Origin of the sequence: Vibrio orientalis CIP 102891 = ATCC 33934, assembly GCF_000176235.1 — a bacterium.
Classification (GTDB): Bacteria; Pseudomonadota; Gammaproteobacteria; order Enterobacterales; family Vibrionaceae; genus Vibrio; species Vibrio orientalis.
Window position 1 is genome coordinate 204,792 of record NZ_ACZV01000003.1, and the last position, 17,814, is coordinate 222,605.

Sequence of the window (17,814 nt, forward strand, 5' to 3'; positions counted from 1 at the left end):
AGGGCAGCCAATGGCTGCCCTTTTCTCAATCTTATAATGCCAAACAACCGCTATTTACAAACGCCCACGATAAGTGAATGGGAACTTGCCTTCCGAGTCTGCTTGATTCGGCAACCACTTCAGCTGCTGTGCTAACTCAGTCGGAAATTCACTTTGCGGCTTAAACCACGCGGTCGCGACATAGTTGCGGTTTGACTCTAACGTCACGCTCGCATTACTCACAACCTGATCGCTATTTTGCTCCACAGAAACATCAATCTTGCTCTCTTGGCAATTGAACTGGGCGACAATCGGCCCTGTCGCCAAGTCAGCAAGTGGCGAACCAATCACATCGGTATTCCAGACCAAACTCCCTTCAGCCGCCTGACAGAACGGAGCTGCATAAGAGTAAGAACGTAAGCTCAGCTCAACTTGACCATTGAGTTCTAGAGGCACTGGCAAGCTAGGCGCGACTTCAAGCAAAGAAGCCACAGGCATCGAAGCGAGTACATTCTCGGCATAAGGGCCGTTTAAAGCATAGCCAACCACTCCTCGCCCTTGTAGTTGAATATCACTACCGCGACCAAAACGGACTTTAGCCTCAAGCTTAGCCGTAAACAGCTGGCTTGGACTTAGTTGCCAGTTCAACTGGCCAAAGTTTTGTCCATTCCAGACTACTTGCTGAGCTGAGCCTTGCCATATCGTCCCTTCTACCCCAGCTAAGCTAAGCTGATTCGGCAGCGGTGCGTATTGCACCACAAATTGAGCAGGCAGATGCACCAAGGCACTGGTCGACAATACACCACCGAGAAACAGGCCAGATAGAATGATTTTTTTCACACTGCTACCCTCTGCCAAATTGCAGTCGATTGATTTCTACCATGCCTTCTTGATCCCCTTTATCAAGGTCAAGGAACACCACACCAATCCCATAAGTTTCCTGCAAAAACGTTACCCAGTTCATAAACTGATTGAAAGGCATTGGTGCGACCCAAACTTGAAATTCATCACCGCGTGGCTGGACGCGAATCAATTCAACCTTAAAACGCTTAACACTGGATGACACCGCTTGGTTGATAGGCAAACCAGAGACGCTCTTGCCTCCTTGACCTTTTAGCACAGCGATCTCATCCGCTTTATCCTTGACCCAAGTAAGCAGTTGCTTTTCACTTTGAATCCGCATCAGGGCGTTGTCCGCCCGGTTGGCTACTGGCTGAACGATCCCCCAGTAGAGGCCACCGACTAACACGAGCATTGTACAGGCAACCATTAGGCGCTGTTCACGTTGAGAAATACTCTGCCACCATGTCTGCAAGGAGGCTAATAAATTATTCATACTCACTCCTTACAGTGGCTTTAACACAAACGAACCATTAACGTTACCGCCAGATCGATTAAGCTGGCCTTGCTCAACAGTAAAACGGTCACCGAGTAATTGCGCTGCTTTCTCAAAAGTCTGGAAGTCTTTACTTTGCGCTTGTAAACGCACTTCATTGCGACCCTCATCATACTTAAAGCTGGTCAAAGTAAGTTCTGGGACCTGTTTAAGTAATGGTGGCAACTTGACCATTAAACTCAGTAGAGCACTGCTATCTGCCCCACCAGATAAACGCTCGGCTTCTCGGTTCATTTCTCGCTTGAGGTAACTTACCGTTGGAATTTTACTTTTGCCCGGTAAAGATTGACGGAAGATGCGTTCACTTTCAGCTCGATAAGCCGCGGCTTGCGCTTCATAGCGCTGAACTTTAAGCACGTTATCGACAACCACAACTGCCAGCAGCAATACCGCTGCTATCGCCACTTTTTGCCATGTTTTCCAGTGACGACTAAAAGAAGACTTTGGCTTAAATGCACCAGTTAAAAGATTGATTTTACTAGCCAAAGTCTGCTCTGCGAGTAATTGCATCACCAGCTTAGGTTCACCATTTTGCCATTGCTGCTCTTCCGCTAGCTCTATGTTTGGTAACGCCGAGTAAGCTGTTAATGGTAAGAGGCCGTCATCATTCTTTACCCAATCTGACTGGGCGATCAGCGCTAACCAATCACTTTCAACCGCCATACCTGAATAAGGCGACTTTTTAAGTAGCCATTGACCGTCAAGCTCTACCGCTGACATACCGTCAACATCAGGCAGCGCCAACACATCCGGCATCACTTGGTGTATCTGGCAGCCTTGCTCACGCAGATCACTCAGCAATTGCTCGAAGAACGCTCGGTCAATTGCGCACACCTGCGCACGCCCCTGGCCTTTGTTTAACACTGAGAAGTGCAACTGATCGACATCTTGGGCTAAATCATCTTCCAATACATACGGCAACATAGATTCGAACTGGCGACTCGCCCCAGCAGGAATTTCCACATCTGTCAGCACTAAGCTTTGCGCTGAGATTAAAACCAGCGTGCGACGACCTTGGGAATAATTAGCCAATTCGGGCAATGCTGAGCGGCCCAATAGCTCGCCACTTGCAATCACCTCTTGCTGCGATTCAGACCAAACTATCCATTGAATAGCTTGCGCCGTATTATTGCTCAGTCGAACGATCAGAAACTCGTTCACCGATACCTCCGAAGCGACGGCGTACGACCGTCACAGTTTCCTTATTCTCACTAAATAGCAAACTACGAACTCTCACCCGAGAGTCGCCGACTAACAATTCAGCATCCAATTCAAAATAAACACTCGTTACCGTAAGGTAAGCTTTCGCCTCTTTCTTTTGCTCTTCCTTAACGGAAGCGAACTCTTTTTCACTTAAGAAGTCATCGATGCTGCCCCAGCCATCAAAAGGGCGATTCTCCAACACCTCTTTTGCTTGTTCTAAGCTAAGTGCTGGATGAAACAGAGCCACCAAAAGTGCCGCTTGTTCCGGCTTTAAGGTGTTCACATTGAGGCGAAGGTCAGACGTTGGCAGCGCACAAATATAAGGGCGCACTTTTTCCATTACCTCACCAGAGACTTCGTTGACCGCCCTAAGCTCCGAACCATCTGCCAATAGACTATTAGCGGTCATATACGCGGGTGACATAGATTCGTAGAAACTGTCTTCCACACCACTGGTCGAGTTGACAGAGTTGTCACTATCGACATACTCCCACAACGACTGGGCGATGGTTTCTGCTTGGTAGTTTTCAACCTCTAGTTCTTCCAATAGATGTTGGAAAGCCTCTACCAAGTAAGGGGCCTTATCTGAACCGGCGACCACTTCAACACCCGACAATGCATTGATGTTAAAGCACGCTTGTTTATCAACTAAGCGCCCAGACAAGGTGCCAAAATCAAGCGGATAGGTTTGCTCTTCAAGCGCCCATGGCTGAGACATATTAATCGTGTCTGAGTCTTTGTAGCTTTGCTCAATACCGACTTTGGCCAACGCTTCGGCGCCCACGCTATACCAATACGCTTGCTGATAATTAATCTGGTTTGTCGCGCGCTTGAACTGACCAAACAGGCGATCGGCCATCGTCGCCGTAATCGTAACCATCACCGCCAGAAGTAACAAAATGATGATTAGCGCAACACCGCGCTGTTTTTTAACCATCACTTTCGGACTCCTCAGCACCTTCCAGTGTCCCACCCGTGGTCAGATAGATGCGTTCAATTTTTCCGTAATCTTGCAGCTCTAAGCTTACTGTCACCGCTTGCGGTAAACGGTAGTTCTTCTGCCAGTTATCACTCCACTGACTGCCATCGTAAAAACGCATTTCAAACGACTCGACGCCATCGAGCAGTGGCATTACCACACCTTCTTGCCCTGCCGGAGTATCCACATAGCGCCACCAAATGCGTTCAAGTTGATCGTCTTTTATTCGGTAGCCGACCTTGCTCACCTCACCACGAGGAAACTGCTGCTGCGGGTTATGCCAACCTAATCGAGTGAACATCACACCTTTAGCATCAGAATCGAGTAAGTACTCTTGCCAATGGATAAGTTGCCCAGAAGCCTCTTCGCCATTGGTGCGTGATTGGCGCAGAGCCATTTGACGAAAGTCGTTATCCATAAATACCAGTGCACGCTGCAGAGATTTCAATCGTTCACTGCGCTCAAGCGACAACTCATTACTGCGCTGTATTTGATTAAGCACCTGATAAGCGCCGACACTTAGGCTAGCAAAGATAGCAATCGCCACCAGCACTTCAATCAAAGTGAAACCTTTCTGACCAGAGCGCTTATTTCGGTACATAACTTCTTACCGTGACAATCGGTGACGCTTTTGCACTGGTCGCGACCTTAACATCAAACGCTTGTAGCATGTCGCCACTGGTCGAAACGGGTTCAATGCTCCAAAACCACTCCCGTTCTGCTAAGGTTTCTTGGCCTTTTTTCTTCACTACTTTGCTGTTAGATAGCATCACTTTGGCCATTTGATTATCGGCCACCATCGCAGCGAAGGTTTTCTCTTCAAGAAAGTTAAGGGTATTAATATGCTGGCTGACCGAACGAATCGTCGCGATGGCTGCGGTGGCAAAAATCGCCAGCGCCACTAACACCTCAAGCAAGGTAAAACCACGTCTATTGCTGTTCATCTGATTCCCCCGGAGCAAACAGGAGAATTTGACCATTTTCTTTTGCCACTATTCGCCAACCGTCTTTCTCGGCATCCGAGTCTTGCGGGTAAATAGCAATAGAAAATGGCGTCACTTCACCACTAGACATAATAAACACTTGTGGAGGAGGAAGACGCTTCTCTTGCTCATATTCGGCAAACATCTCTTCATCAAACAGGCTGCCTGGCTCGAACAAACGCTCTTTGTTGGCCCACACATTACCGCCCAACACAAGGTTTAAGGCTAAGTTATCATCTAATTCAGTACGCTCGGCAATATTGACGCCATCCAAGCGCTGCCAACCTTCTGATGTAAGATGAAAAAACTCATACGCTGATTTTTTCTCGTCTACATGCAGGCCATAATCACGTCCACTGAGTATCGCCTCTTCATTAAGAAGTTGGACACGATGGTAGAGTGATTGAGCCTGCTGTTTGGCGCCATCTTCTGCACTAACAGGTAGTGTTGAGATAACCGCTACCGACGCTACCGATACCAGTACTAATACCAGCAAAATCTCAAGTAACGTAAAACCAGAGTGATGGCGTATGTTCAATCGAGAAAGCCTTATTGCTTACTGAAAGTCTTGAATGTTCCAGTTACCAATATCGGTATTGGCACCTTCACCACCTTCTTGGCCATCAGCACCTAAAGTAAAGATGTCCACACTACCGTTATCACCCGGGCTTAGGTACTGGTAATCATTGCCCCATGGGTCATTAGGTAGACGCTTGATATAGCCACCATCACGGTAGTTACGTGGCTCTGGGCTCGAAGGCTTATTAACAAGCGCATCTAGACCCTGATCAGTTGATGGGTAAACACTGTTGTCTAGCTTGTACATATCAAGTGCATTTTCTAACGCAACAATATCGGTAATCGCTTTTTGTTGATCGGCTTTCTCTTTGTTGCCCAGTAAGTTAGGTACAACAAAGCTTGCCAAAATACCCAAGATCACCACGACGACCATGACTTCTAATAGGGTAAAGCCTGACTGTTTTTTCATTTTTTTGTTCATTTATCTCTCCACTAAATCTCTAGCTAGGCTAAAAACGGTTATGAACTCATTAAGTTATTCATTTCTAAAATTGGCATCAGTGTCGCCATCACAATAAACAGCACCAAACCCGCCATCAGGGCAATTAATGCTGGGGTAAATATTCCCAATGCAATATTGACCGTTGATTCGAAGTTCGCATCTTGGTTGTCTGCGGCGCGCGTCAGCATTCCCTCTAGCTCGCCACTCTGCTCACCACTGGCGATCATATGCAGCATCATAGGTGGAAACAGCTTGGTTTGTTCCAGAGCACGACGCAAACTAGCACCTTCACGAACATTATCGGTCGCTACTAGGACCTGCTGTTTAACGTAATGGTTCGACATAACATCTACAGCAACACGCATGCCTTCCAAAATTGGAATCGCGCTCGACGTACAAATCGACAACGTTCGGGCAAATCGTGAAGTATTGAGACCACGGGCAATTTTACCAATCAGAGGCAACGAAATGACTTTTCGATCCCAATTGAGTCGTATCTTGGGCTTGCTGAGGGCAAATTTGACCAAGTAAATCAGGGCAAATATCGCGATGAGTAGATACAGCCCCCAGTTCTGGATAAACTCACTCGATGCAAGCAGAAACTGCGTCGATTGCGGTAGCTCTTGGCCCATTTGGACAAACTGACCGACGATTTTTGGTACAACCGCAGCCAGCAAGAAAGCGACAATACACACCGCAAATACCACCAAAACAACAGGATAGATCATCGCTTGCTGTAATTTAGAGCGCAGCTTCTGACGGTTTTCAGCGTAATCAGCCAACCGCTCTAATACCGAATCAAGGTGACCAGACTTTTCCCCTGCCGATACCATTGAACGGAAGAGCTCGTCGAAAATATGCGGGAAGTCTGCCAAGCTGTCAGCTAAGGTATAACCTTCCGTGACTTTAGAGCGCACTGCTAACAACATGGTACGAATACGCGGCTTTTCAGATTGTTCAGAGACGGCTTTTAAACACTCTTCAAGCGGCATCCCTGACTGAACTAATGTCGACAGTTGTCGGGTAATCAGTGCTAAGTCAGGTGTGCTTAGGCCACGCTTAAACTGAAACGTCGCCGGACTGCTGCTTTGCTTTTTGGCTTTCTGCCGAGTCTCTGTCACTTCGACAGGAATCAGTCCCTGCTCTTTAAGTCTGGCGCGAACTTGGCGAGCATTATCACCCTCAATCACGCCTTTCTTATTTTTACCCTGTGCATCGAGAGCTTTGTATTCAAACGCTGCCATTAGCCTTCCTTGGTCACTCGTATCACTTCTTCAAGTGAAGTAATACCTTGGCGCACTTTATCTAAGCCATCTTGGCGGATGCTTGGTGTACGTTCGCGAACACTTTTCTCGATCGCCTGTTCACCCGCTTCACTATGAATCAGCTCTTGCACTTCTTCATCGACCACCAGTAATTCATGAATACCAGTACGACCGCGGTAACCCTTAAAGTTACACCCTTCACAGCCACAAGCACGATACAAAGTCAGTGCTTCATCATCCATTAGACTAAAAAGCTTCTTGGTTTCTTTATCCGCTTGATACGACTCTTTGCAATCTGGGCATAAGGTGCGAACCAGTCGCTGCGCCAATACGCCAAGCAAAGAAGAGGAAATCAAAAATGGCTCAATACCCATATCACGCAGACGAGTAATCGCACCGACAGCAGTATTGGTGTGGAGCGTCGACATCACTAAGTGGCCAGTCAAAGAGGCTTGAACACCGATTTGTGCCGTTTCTAAGTCACGAATCTCACCCACCATCACCACATCAGGATCTTGACGCAGTATCGCGCGCAAGCCTCGGGCAAAGGTCATATCTACCTTGGGGTTAACCTGAGTCTGGCCGATGCCATCAATATCGAATTCAATCGGGTCTTCAACCGTGAGGATATTGCGCTCGTTACTGTTAATTTCCGTTAGGCCTGCATATAGGGTGGTCGACTTACCCGAACCGGTTGGACCTGTCACCAAGATAATGCCGTGGGGGCGCTGAATCATCTGACCGAAAGCGTTATGGTTAACCGCCGTCATACCCAAGCTGTGCAGATCGAGGCGAGTCGCGTTCTTATCTAAAAGACGCATTACCACGCGCTCACCATGGGAGGAAGGCATGGTTGAAACACGCACATCGACCGCTCGACCACCAATGCGCAAAGAAATACGCCCATCCTGTGGCACGCGTTTTTCTGCAATATCTAGCTTAGCCATGACTTTTACCCGCGATACCAGCAGCGGCGCAAGTTTACGACTAGGGGACAAAACGTCACGTAGCACACCATCAATACGGAAGCGAATCGAAAGGCTCTTCTCAAAAGTTTCGATATGGATATCCGATGCGCCCTCTTTGATTGCCTCACCAAGCATGGCGTTAATCAATTTGATGATTGGCGCATCATCTTCCGACTCAAGCAGATCCTCATCTTGAGGTAAGTCTTCTGCTAAAGAAAAGAAGTCGTCATTATCCGCGCCGATATCTTCCATCAACTGGCGAGCCTCTGAAGAATCGCGCTGATAGGCTTCCGTCAGTTTGCTATCAAATGCCTCTTTAGTGATTTCTTGCAGCGTAAACGGCTGAGCACAAACTCGGTTGACTTCACGCAAGGCATCGACGCAAATCGGCGCAACATAAAACAACACCAAGCCTAGTTCACCTTGCTCAAGGACCAGCTTGAAGCGATTGGCAAAGCTAAAAGGTAAACGCTTAAAGTAAGGCGTGACTGCTACATCCATTACTGAGCTTCCATCTGATCAAGGAAAGCTTGAATCTCTACCGGATGACGAATTTCCTCACCGAATTTTGGCAATACCGGAATATGCGCATCATCCATCAATTTAAGACCTTGGTCTGCCTTGTAGAGCTGCTCAGCACGAATGAAGTTGTATTTACGCTGGGTGATACCATCTGCCGTCATACCATCACGAATAATGGTTGGCTTGATAAATACCATCAGATTCTTTTTCTCTACTTGAGTACTGGTCGATTTAAACAGATGACCTAAATAGGGAATATCACCCAAAATTGGCACTTTCGACTCACTCTCTAGTGCGCGCTCATCAATCAAACCACCCAAGACAATCATCTGACCATCTTCAACCATCACGGATGTATTGAGCTGACGCTTAGCAAAACGTACATCGACCGCGCCATTGGCACCCAGTACATTCGAGACTTCTTGCTCAATATTAAGCTGAACTGAGTTACCTTCGTTGATTTGCGGTACCACTTTCAGCTTGATACCGACCTCTTTACGATCAACGGTCTGGAATGGGTTCTCGTTGTTAGAACCCGACGTTGAACCCGTCAATACCGGCACTTCTTCACCGACAATGAAAGAGGCTTCACCGTTGTCCATGACGGTAATACTTGGCGAAGATAGAATGTTGGAGTTTGAATCGGTCGACACAGCGCTGATCAGTGCCGTCCAGTCGCCCATCGCTATGCTTAGCGCGGCACCATTCACGCTACCTAATGCTGACGCGAGCGTCGAGTAATCACCTTCTTCCGTGGTGGTCTCATTGCGCAAGAACTTTCCATCAGAGTCATACACAGCGGTCGTAGTGGTCGTATCTTTCGCTTCTTCTAAGCCAACCATGACTTGACCAACAGAAGCGCCTGTATTGCTGTACTGAATCATCGCACCTGTTTCGAGGTTGCCCCACTGCACGCCAAGGTTAACGCCATCGCCTTCTGCCATTTCAACAATCAAGGCTTCAATCAGCACTTGCGCGCGACGAATATCTAATTGAGCAATCACATCTTGCAGCGCGTTCATAATATCTGGTGGCGCAGTCAGAACTAGTGCGTTGGTACCTGGGTGAGCCGCAATCACCACATCGCCACGTTGAGCTGAACTAGCCCCTTTAGAACCTGATGATTTCTCTGCTTGCAGATTATCCGAAACACCTTTGAGCACTTCGACTAACTCTTCTGCTTTAGCATATTTAAGGTAAACCACGCGGTTGTTACCTTTCGATGCCATTTCAACATCCAATTGCTGGATCAAACGACGCAGACGCTGACGCACTTGAGGGTCACCGGAGATCAAGATCGAGTTGGTTCGATCGTCTGCGACCAATTTAGGTTGCAGAAATGCCGGAGTATTTTTGGTATCAGTGGTTTTATTTAGCGCTTCGACAATACGCACCATTTCCGCAGCCGAGGCATTATCTAGCTCGACCACTTCAATCTCTTTATCACCGGCTTGGTCAACACGTTTAATAATGTCAGCAAGACGATTCACCACCGCAGCACGACCGGTAATCAAAATAATGTTGGCTGGATCGTAGTGCACCACGTTACCCGCCCCCGCATTATCGTTTAGCTGACGCAGTAGTGGAGAAAGCTCACGTACCGAAACGTTACGTACTGCAACAACGCGCGTCACCACTTCATCGCCTTTAATGGAACCATCTCCAACCACTGGGACTGCAGAAGTTTTCGCATCTTTCGACTTAATGACTTTGAGAATGCCATTGTCCATCTCGACCACAGCAAAGCCATACACTTCTAACACGTTAAGGAAGAAGCTGTAGTACTGCTCTTCAGTCAACATATCGTAACTGCGCACGTCGATTTTGCCGCGAACAGAAGGGTCGACAATGATGGTCTTGTCTAAATTACGACCAACAATATTGATGAACTCTTGAATATCTGTGCCTTTAAAGCTGGCACTAAAATCATTCGCCGCCACCATGGTGGGGGACGTCAATAAGCTTCCTGCTAAAAGCCAAATGCTCTTTTTAAGCCAATGGTTCACATTTTACTCCTCGAACGACTGCCACTATGCGCGACACTCTTATAATTCAATGTATATCTCATGCGGCTGACCATTACGTTCTACTGTCAGCGTTAATTCGGTTAGTTGAGACAAATTCTTAAAGATTTCACTCATTACCGAGGAATCTTTCAAATCTAAGCCGTTAATTGACACCGCAATATCACCTTGCTTCAAGCCAACTGACTCGAACAACACTTTGTCCTTGCCTGGTGATAAGCGATACCCAACGACATCGCCATCTTGTTTTATTTGCGACATACGCACGTACTGGAAAATCTTCGAACTGTCTTGACGAATCTCTTGGCGAATCTTCTCTAAAGCTTCGGCTGGCACTTGGCTGCGAGTCGAGGTTGTTTCTGCATGAGTCTTAGTTGCAGCTTCCGGCTTACTGTACTTCAAACCTTCTAACATCACCGTTTCATTGCGCCCAGCGTTTTCGATAATCACTCGGTCAGATTGAACTTGAATCAGCTTAGCGCGAGTTCCTTCAATCACTTCATTGATGCCGTAAGTCGCTTGACGGCCACGGTTAGCAATCACAGCCAAGCTTTTCTCTGGATTAGAACTGGTCACTGCACCAACTAACACAACATTAAGGCGACTCTTAGGTGCGTCTTGCAATTTCGGTTGCTCCACGACGGGGGCAGCTTGATTTAGCTCACCAAACAGGTGGCTATTTTGTAGTTCGGAGATATCGATACCAACGGCTGAATCGCTGCCACTTTGAGCCACATTAACCGGGCGCCATTGAGAGACCGATGGAGAACTCCATGGTTGCCAAATCATTTGACCGATAATCCATGCGCAGATCGCCAGTAAGGCGATCATAATGGTATAGCTAGCGCGCTGTTGAACGTGCGGTTCCTTTAACGATTCGCTGAGCTTATATAGTGCTTGGGCACTGTTTTGCTTCACTCACTGTCCTTACTTTACTGACTATTGCACCGCTATTTAAGTGCGCCGAATTTATAACACCGCATCATCAGAACCACACTGTTAAAAGTGATAAATTACTGATGATTACGATAATTTATAATTTTTTAGTAAACGTTGATTGTATCAGACTATGACACAAGCTAAACGTCAAACCCTATGGATGAAATTTCACAATGCCCTTTTTTTTTGATCTCGCTTGAAAAATGAGGCATCCATCACCATTGTTACAGCATCTATTTGGAATCAAAGATTCATCACCTTTAGAGGGCACAAAGCACAATGGGTTCCCAAACCGAAGCAGTAAGACTCGATAAGTGGCTATGGGCAGCACGTTTTTACAAAACTCGCTCCGTCGCTCGAAATATGGTCGACGGTGGTAAAGTCCATTATAATGGTCAGCGCAGTAAACCTAGCAAAGCGGTCGAACTCGGTGCAGTGATCACTCTAAGACAAGGTCACGAGGAAAAGACCGTGGTGATTGAAAAAATCTCTGACCAACGACGCGGAGCTCCGGAAGCACAACTGCTCTACTCAGAAACCGCTGAGAGTGTAAATAAACGGGAAGAGAACGCAACGCAGCGTAAACTTCACGCACATAACCCGAGCCCTGATCGCCGCCCTGACAAAAAGCAGCGCCGCGATATCATTAAATTTAAACACCAATAAGCTCGACCAGATTTACGAGGAACCGCCACATGGCAAGCAATGTTTTGAATCGCTACTTATTTGAAGATCTTTCGGTACGTGGTGAGTTGGTACAGTTGGATGACGCTTACCAGCAAATTATTTCAAGCAAGGAATACCCAGCAGCATTACAAAAGCTGCTAGGAGAGCTATTGGTATCAACAACTCTACTTACTGCAACGTTGAAGTTCGAAGGCTCTATCACTATGCAACTGCAAGGTGATGGTCCGGTATCTCTCGCGGTAATTAATGGCGATCACGATCAGAAGATCCGTGGTGTGGCTCGTTTTGATGGTGAAATCGCTGATGATGCAACAATCCACGACATGATGGGCAAAGGCTACTTAGTTATCACTATCGATCCTAAGAAAGGCGAACGTTACCAGGGCATCGTTGCGCTAGAAGGCGATAACCTAGCTGACGCTCTAGAGGGCTACTTCGCGAACTCTGAGCAACTTAAAACTCGCTTATGGCTGCGTACTGGAGAGCACGAAGGCAAGGCCCACGCTGCGGGTATGCTGATTCAAGTCGTTCCTGATGGCACTGGTTCACCGGATGACTTTGAGCATCTAGAACAGCTAACCAATACGGTTAAAAATGAAGAACTGTTTAGCTTAGAAGCAAGCAAACTTCTGTACCGCCTCTACAACCAAGAGAAAGTTCGCCTATTTGATCCTCAGCCTGTTGAGTTCTTCTGCGGCTGTTCGCGTGAACGTAGTGGCGCGGCAATCGTGACTATCGATCGCGCGGAAGTAAATGACATTTTGGCCGAGATTGGCTCAATTTCTTTACATTGTGATTACTGCGGCACGAATTATTCGTTCAACTCAGCAGATGTCGAAGAACTGTTTTTACATGCAACTTCAGGCGAAAATAAGCTGCATTAATTTTTATGGCATAGCAAGCCTGTAATTTACCTTTCAAAAGGCCAGCGAACGCTGGCCTTTTTGTGATCAAAGCCCCGTATTACCTAGCCCCTCTCGTAATAAAACAACCTGTTAATTTTAGACAAATAATAATCCTTTTGCCCTAGCGCAAAGCTTTGCGCACACGATAAACTAACCTTACCAATATGTGATGAGTCGCTTAAAACCCCATGAAGATTACGGGTATTTTTTGAGCTATATCCCTGTTTTCTAAGAGACCCATTGCTAGCATGGTGAGCAGATAAAAATTAAAAAATTATTACAAAATCCCTACAAAATATTCCGATAAGGAGCACCTATGACCGTTATGGAACATACTAAGGCTGCAACAATTGATCTTACCAAACACGGGCTTCATAACGTAAAAGAGGTTATTCGTAACCCTAGCTACGAAATGTTGTTCGAAGAAGAGACTCGCGCTGATCTGGAAGGCTACGAAAAAGGCGTCGTAACTGAGCTAGGTGCTGTCGCAGTTGATACCGGTATTTTTACTGGTCGCTCACCAAAAGATAAATACATCGTTAAAGACGCAACCACTGAAGAACATATGTGGTGGACGTCAGATGCAGTGAAAAACGATAATAAACCTATCGACCAAGCTGTATGGAATGATTTGAAAGCGCAAGTAACAGAGCAACTTTCAGGTAAGCGCGTATTTGTCATCGACGGTTACTGTGGGGCAAACCCAGATACTCGTCTTAGCATCCGTGTGATCACCGAAGTGGCGTGGCAAGCGCACTTTGTGAAAAACATGTTCATTCGCCCAAGCGAAGAAGAGCTGACAACGTTCGAACCTGACTTCGTGGTGATGAACGGTGCGAAGTGTACCAACCAGAAATGGGAACAACACGGTCTAAACTCTGAAAACTTCACGGTATTTAACCTAACTGAACGCATGCAATTAATTGGCGGTACTTGGTACGGCGGTGAGATGAAGAAAGGTATGTTCGCGATGATGAACTACTTCCTTCCTCTTAAAGACATTGCATCAATGCACTGTAGCGCGAACAAGTGCAAAGAAAATGGTGATGTGGCGATCTTCTTTGGTCTATCTGGCACAGGTAAAACTACGCTATCGACCGATCCTAAGCGTGAACTTATCGGCGATGATGAGCACGGTTGGGATGACGACGGCGTGTTCAACTTTGAAGGCGGCTGTTACGCAAAAACCATCAAGCTTTCAAAAGAAGCTGAGCCAGACATCTACAACGCAATTCGTCGTGATGCACTACTAGAAAACGTGACCGTTCGTAACGACGGCTCTATCGATTTCGATGACGGTTCAAAAACCGAAAACACGCGTGTTTCTTACCCGATCGAACACATCGAGAACATCGTTAAGCCAGTATCGAGAGCGGGTCACGCTAACAAGGTGATCTTCCTCTCTGCTGACGCATTTGGCGTGTTACCTCCAGTATCGAAATTAACGCCTGAACAAACTAAGTACCACTTCCTATCTGGCTTTACCGCAAAACTTGCCGGTACTGAGCGTGGTATTACCGAACCAACGCCGACCTTCTCGGCATGTTTTGGCGCTGCGTTCCTAACACTGCACCCAACTAAGTACGCAGAAGTACTGGTAAAACGTATGGAAGCAGCTGGCGCAGAAGCATATTTGGTTAACACTGGTTGGAATGGCAGCGGTAAACGTATCTCAATTCAAGATACTCGCGGCATCATCGATGCGATCCTAGATGGCTCAATCGAAGAAGCAGAAACTAAGCACATTCCTATCTTCAACCTTGAAGTACCAACAGCGCTGCATGATGTTGACCCTAGCATCTTAGATCCACGCGAAACCTACACTGACCCACTACAATGGGAAAGCAAAGCGAAAGATCTCGCAAGCCGCTTTATCAACAACTTTGATAAGTACACCGACAATGATGAAGGTAAATCACTGGTAGCTGCAGGTCCTCAGCTAGATTAGTGATATCGACAGTAATTGTTTATCTAAGCCCCTCTTTTGAGGGGCTTTTTGTTGCTTGTAGTGAAAAAGTGTTCCAAGCTAGTAACACTGTTCACTATAGGAATGTGAGTTACTGTGAAGAAAGCACTCTTGCTGCTAACACTGATTGTTGTCGGCATCATCGCTCTGTCTACTCTTGGCCTCTATACGGTTATGCAGACGCGTTATGCAGCGCAAACTGTCAATGCGCTTCTGAATCAGCTCACCTCCTACCAAATAACAGCGACCAAAGCGAGCTATACTCCCCCACTCCAATTAACCCTTGAAGATGTGGTTATTGGCCAGGATGAAACGAGTACATCCCTACCAAAACTGACTTTATGGCTTAGCCAGCAACCTTGGCAAAACGGCAAGCTCGCCTTTGATTCAATATTGATTGAGGGGGCAACACTCAACCTCAAACATACCCAACCCGCCCTACTTTCACAGTTGACTCTCCACCAGCTAGCGCTCAAAGAGACCGACATTAGTAGTTCACAGTGGTCGGCACGCGGCGTCAATCTACAAATCGAGCAACCAAAGTGGCAAACCGAACAGCAGCAGTTCCCCTTCGGAGATATTCAACTCTCGGCGCAACAGCTCTACATGCATGGGGAAGCTTTAGATAACCTCTTAGTTGATATGCGCTACCAGAATCAAGATAGCACCATCTTTGGCAGCTCCTTCAATTGGCACGGCGCGAGCATCTCAGGTCAAGCAGAGCAGTATCCGCAAGGTTGGTCACTGATTAACGTCACGATTGATAAGCTATCACTCTCCGAGTCGCAGCAAATCAGCCCTTTACTCACCACATTGGCTAACTTCAATTTGCCTATCTACTACATCAATAGTCTCGATATTCTCAATAGCTCGTTCTCTTACGGTTTGTGGCAGTTCAAACATCTCGATGCCTCGATTGAAGATCTCTCGCTCGATAAGCCACTATGGCAACAAGAGCAAGGTTATGCCTCATTTAATGCAGACAGTATTCGTCACCCAAGCTTAGCGGTGTTTTCTCCACGGGCAAAAGTGACCTTTACCCCAAATCAAATTAGCATCGATGAGTTCGACAGCGACTTCAAGCAAGGACGAGTGCAGCTACAAGGTAAGTTGACCCCGCAGCAGGTAGCACTCGACCAGCTATCGATTACTGGCGTGAAATGGCTAGAAGATACTGAGCAGCTAGCGCCTACTATTCGAGAGATACTCTCTCCACTGGAACGCCTTTCTATTGCCTCACTAGAGGTCAACAACACTCAATTGATTCAAGTTGAGCAGCAACCTTACTGGCAAGTCTCTGGGCTGACCATTGAAGGCAGTGACCTCACGCTAATCGAACAGAATAAACTCGGCTTAATTGAAGGACGGTTAGAGCTTAGCGCCAATTCTGCCAGTATTGATAAGCTGCTGACCACTCAAGCACATGTCAGTGCTTTTGCTAACCAACATAAGTTTACCTTGGAGCGTGCCTTGATTCCGCTTGAGCAAGGCTATATTGAAGCCAATGGGACGTGGGATAGAAGCAGTGTCAGTGCGCCTTGGCAATTTTCGATTCACGCCGATGGTATTCCCCTCGACCAATACCACCTACGACAGTATTTACCCTTTGCGCTTTCTGGCGCTGCTGAAATTGAAGTTGAGTTAAATGGTTTGTCTGGCGACTATTCTATGTTGTCACACAGCTTATCAGGACAGGTTACCGCCTACCTACGCCAAGCAAGTGTTGAAGCCAAAAGTATTGATGGTGAGCAGAGCTACACGCAACAGCTCGATCTTGATGAGATTCAAGTCCAAGCCGATCGAGGGCGAATTGCCATTCATTCAACCAAAGGGATGACCCAACTCGCGGGGGAAATGGATCTGACCAAACCTCAATTTGCTACCTTGCTGCTCAAGTCTGAGCAACCTTGCTTGCAGCTTTGGTCCGATCTAATTAATGGGGCAAATGTGATTAAAGCAACCTGTGACACTCCAAAGCGTACTGAGCCTAAAGCGCCACAGGTAGAAGATGATCAGGATTCGGAGTCAGAGTCAGGACCCAATACCACTTTATAATCTGGGATCAGCATGTAGGTACCAATAAACTCGACAGCAGCTTGGTCACCACTGTAGATGGTCACATGGATAACAATCCGTGCTTTACGCCCTGATGCTAAGCGATCTAAGTCACCACTGATACCATCTAAAGAGGTCGATGCAACGGGGTTTTGAGTAACCGGTTGGCGATAACGAATCTGACTGTCCGCCAACACGATATCACCACTTAGGTTGCGCTCTTTCATCAACAGCCAAGTCATCCCCCAGCCCGTCAAGGTAGCAAGGGTAAAAGCGGAGCCGGCAAACATGGTATTGTGAGGGTTCAAGTTCGGGTTAAGCTGAGCACTACACTCAAATTGATAACCTGTGTATTGGTTAATCTTAATCCCCATCTTGTCACTGATAGGAATTTGATGATCCCAACGCTCTTGTAGCTCAGTACACCACTCAGGTTTGCGCAGTACATTGGCCATTGGATCAAGATGCTTGACCATCTGCTGGTGTCTGACAGGACCACGCTCATCGGTGAGTTCACCACGGCGCTCAAAACCATTCTTTTCATAAAAAGAAATCGCATCCTCACGGGCGTTACACACCAAGCGCTTGGCACCTTCTTGGCGGGCTAACGACTCCAGAGCAACAAGCACTAATGATCCCATACCCTTACTGCGTCGGTTGCCTTTTACCGCCATAAAACGGATTTGACCTTCGCTGTCAGGGGTAATGTATAAGCGACCGATTGCCATTGGTCGACCGCGTCCGTCAACAATCATCCGATGCAAACCCATCGGATCGTATTCATCACGTTCCGAGCCAATCGGCATGCGCCAAGGCTCTCTCAGCATTTGCCAACGAAAGTGATAGTACTTGTTGAGTTGTTTTTCTGTCTTCGGCGTAATCAGCTTAAACATGTAAATCCTTTTCTAGAGGTGTAAAACCT

Annotated in this window: 17 protein-coding genes; 4 read left to right on the forward strand and 13 right to left on the reverse strand. The window is 47.0% G+C overall.

Features of this window, described 5'->3' with window-relative positions:
- Positions 1-54: 54 nt before the first annotated feature.
- Genes VIA_RS03050 through gspC form a run of 12 tightly spaced genes read right to left on the reverse strand, consistent with a single transcriptional unit; the run spans position 55 to position 11,258 of the window.
- Positions 55-819: a type II secretion system protein N gene (locus VIA_RS03050; RefSeq protein ID WP_004410905.1), complete on the reverse strand. Its 765-nt coding sequence runs from the start codon at positions 817-819 to the stop codon at positions 55-57.
- A gap of 4 nt (positions 820-823) precedes the next feature.
- The gene (locus VIA_RS03055; protein WP_004410906.1) at positions 824-1,315 is read right to left on the reverse strand and encodes a type II secretion system protein M; all 492 of its coding nucleotides are present in this window, start codon (positions 1,313-1,315) and stop codon (positions 824-826) included.
- A 9-nt stretch (positions 1,316-1,324) separates the two neighbouring features.
- Positions 1,325-2,536: a type II secretion system protein GspL gene (gene gspL / locus VIA_RS03060; RefSeq protein ID WP_004410907.1), complete on the reverse strand. Its 1,212-nt coding sequence runs from the start codon at positions 2,534-2,536 to the stop codon at positions 1,325-1,327.
- Entirely contained in the window at positions 2,502-3,515 is a 1,014-nt protein-coding gene (gene gspK / locus VIA_RS03065; protein ID WP_004410908.1) for a type II secretion system minor pseudopilin GspK, read from the reverse strand. The genes gspL and gspK overlap by 35 nt, the downstream gene beginning before the upstream one ends.
- Positions 3,508-4,158, reverse strand: coding sequence for a type II secretion system minor pseudopilin GspJ (gspJ, locus tag VIA_RS03070; protein ID WP_004410909.1), 651 nt, complete (start codon positions 4,156-4,158; stop codon positions 3,508-3,510). The genes gspK and gspJ overlap by 8 nt, the downstream gene beginning before the upstream one ends.
- Positions 4,145-4,501, reverse strand: coding sequence for a type II secretion system minor pseudopilin GspI (gspI, locus tag VIA_RS03075; RefSeq protein WP_004410910.1), 357 nt, complete (start codon positions 4,499-4,501; stop codon positions 4,145-4,147). The genes gspJ and gspI overlap by 14 nt, the downstream gene beginning before the upstream one ends.
- The gene (gene gspH, locus VIA_RS03080) at positions 4,488-5,072 is read right to left on the reverse strand and encodes a type II secretion system minor pseudopilin GspH (protein WP_174269815.1); all 585 of its coding nucleotides are present in this window, start codon (positions 5,070-5,072) and stop codon (positions 4,488-4,490) included. Before gspH ends, gspI begins: the two co-directional genes overlap by 14 nt.
- Positions 5,073-5,096: 24 nt before the next feature.
- Complete coding sequence (gene gspG / locus VIA_RS03085) at positions 5,097-5,540, reverse strand: type II secretion system major pseudopilin GspG (RefSeq protein ID WP_004416815.1); 444 nt, start codon at positions 5,538-5,540, stop codon at positions 5,097-5,099.
- Positions 5,541-5,578: 38 nt separating this feature from the next.
- Positions 5,579-6,805 (reverse strand): type II secretion system inner membrane protein GspF, encoded by a 1,227-nt coding sequence (gspF, locus tag VIA_RS03090; RefSeq protein ID WP_004410914.1) that lies wholly within the window; start codon positions 6,803-6,805, stop codon positions 5,579-5,581.
- The gene (gspE, locus tag VIA_RS03095; protein WP_004410915.1) at positions 6,805-8,295 is read right to left on the reverse strand and encodes a type II secretion system ATPase GspE; all 1,491 of its coding nucleotides are present in this window, start codon (positions 8,293-8,295) and stop codon (positions 6,805-6,807) included. The genes gspF and gspE overlap by 1 nt, the downstream gene beginning before the upstream one ends.
- Positions 8,295-10,322 carry a type II secretion system secretin GspD gene (gene gspD, locus VIA_RS03100; RefSeq protein WP_004416818.1) on the reverse strand — a complete coding sequence of 676 codons (2,028 nt, stop codon included), beginning with the start codon at positions 10,320-10,322 and terminating at the stop codon, positions 8,295-8,297. Before gspD ends, gspE begins: the two co-directional genes overlap by 1 nt.
- A gap of 39 nt (positions 10,323-10,361) precedes the next feature.
- Positions 10,362-11,258 carry a type II secretion system protein GspC gene (gene gspC / locus VIA_RS03105; RefSeq protein WP_004410918.1) on the reverse strand — a complete coding sequence of 299 codons (897 nt, stop codon included), beginning with the start codon at positions 11,256-11,258 and terminating at the stop codon, positions 10,362-10,364.
- 300 nt (positions 11,259-11,558) lie between these two features.
- On the opposite strand from gspC, the gene hslR reads away from it, so the two are divergent.
- From hslR to VIA_RS03125, 4 genes are all read left to right on the forward strand, one after another.
- Entirely contained in the window at positions 11,559-11,945 is a 387-nt protein-coding gene (gene hslR / locus VIA_RS03110; protein WP_004410919.1) for a ribosome-associated heat shock protein Hsp15, read from the forward strand.
- Between the two features lie 29 nt (positions 11,946-11,974).
- A complete protein-coding gene (gene hslO / locus VIA_RS03115; protein WP_004410920.1) occupies positions 11,975-12,850 on the forward strand; it encodes an Hsp33 family molecular chaperone HslO in 876 nt (291 codons plus the stop codon).
- A gap of 337 nt (positions 12,851-13,187) precedes the next feature.
- Positions 13,188-14,819, forward strand: coding sequence for a phosphoenolpyruvate carboxykinase (ATP) (pckA, locus tag VIA_RS03120; RefSeq protein ID WP_004410922.1), 1,632 nt, complete (start codon positions 13,188-13,190; stop codon positions 14,817-14,819).
- 114 nt (positions 14,820-14,933) lie between these two features.
- A complete protein-coding gene (locus VIA_RS03125) occupies positions 14,934-16,892 on the forward strand; it encodes an AsmA family protein (RefSeq protein ID WP_004410924.1) in 1,959 nt (652 codons plus the stop codon).
- On the opposite strand, the gene VIA_RS03130 is transcribed toward VIA_RS03125, so the two are convergent.
- Positions 16,850-17,785: a bifunctional GNAT family N-acetyltransferase/hotdog fold thioesterase gene (locus VIA_RS03130; protein ID WP_004410926.1), complete on the reverse strand. Its 936-nt coding sequence runs from the start codon at positions 17,783-17,785 to the stop codon at positions 16,850-16,852. The genes VIA_RS03125 and VIA_RS03130 overlap by 43 nt on opposite strands.
- Positions 17,786-17,814 lie beyond the last annotated feature (29 nt).

Excerpts from the sequence above, each read along its gene's own strand:
- VIA_RS03130 (WP_004410926.1), bottom strand. The coding sequence starts at position 17,785 with ATGTTTAAGCTGATTACGCCGAAGACAGAAAAACAACTCAACAAGTAC.
- gspK (WP_004410908.1), bottom strand. The coding sequence starts at position 3,515 with ATGGTTAAAAAACAGCGCGGTGTTGCGCTAATCATCATTTTGTTACTT.
- pckA (WP_004410922.1), top strand. The coding sequence starts at position 13,188 with ATGACCGTTATGGAACATACTAAGGCTGCAACAATTGATCTTACCAAA.
- gspG (WP_004416815.1), bottom strand. The coding sequence starts at position 5,540 with ATGAACAAAAAAATGAAAAAACAGTCAGGCTTTACCCTATTAGAAGTC.
- hslO (WP_004410920.1), top strand. The coding sequence starts at position 11,975 with ATGGCAAGCAATGTTTTGAATCGCTACTTATTTGAAGATCTTTCGGTA.
- gspE (WP_004410915.1), bottom strand. The coding sequence starts at position 8,295 with ATGGATGTAGCAGTCACGCCTTACTTTAAGCGTTTACCTTTTAGCTTT.
- gspF (WP_004410914.1), bottom strand. The coding sequence starts at position 6,805 with ATGGCAGCGTTTGAATACAAAGCTCTCGATGCACAGGGTAAAAATAAG.
- gspJ (WP_004410909.1), bottom strand. The coding sequence starts at position 4,158 with ATGTACCGAAATAAGCGCTCTGGTCAGAAAGGTTTCACTTTGATTGAA.
- VIA_RS03055 (WP_004410906.1), bottom strand. The coding sequence starts at position 1,315 with ATGAATAATTTATTAGCCTCCTTGCAGACATGGTGGCAGAGTATTTCT.
- hslR (WP_004410919.1), top strand. The coding sequence starts at position 11,559 with ATGGGTTCCCAAACCGAAGCAGTAAGACTCGATAAGTGGCTATGGGCA.
- gspI (WP_004410910.1), bottom strand. The coding sequence starts at position 4,501 with ATGAACAGCAATAGACGTGGTTTTACCTTGCTTGAGGTGTTAGTGGCG.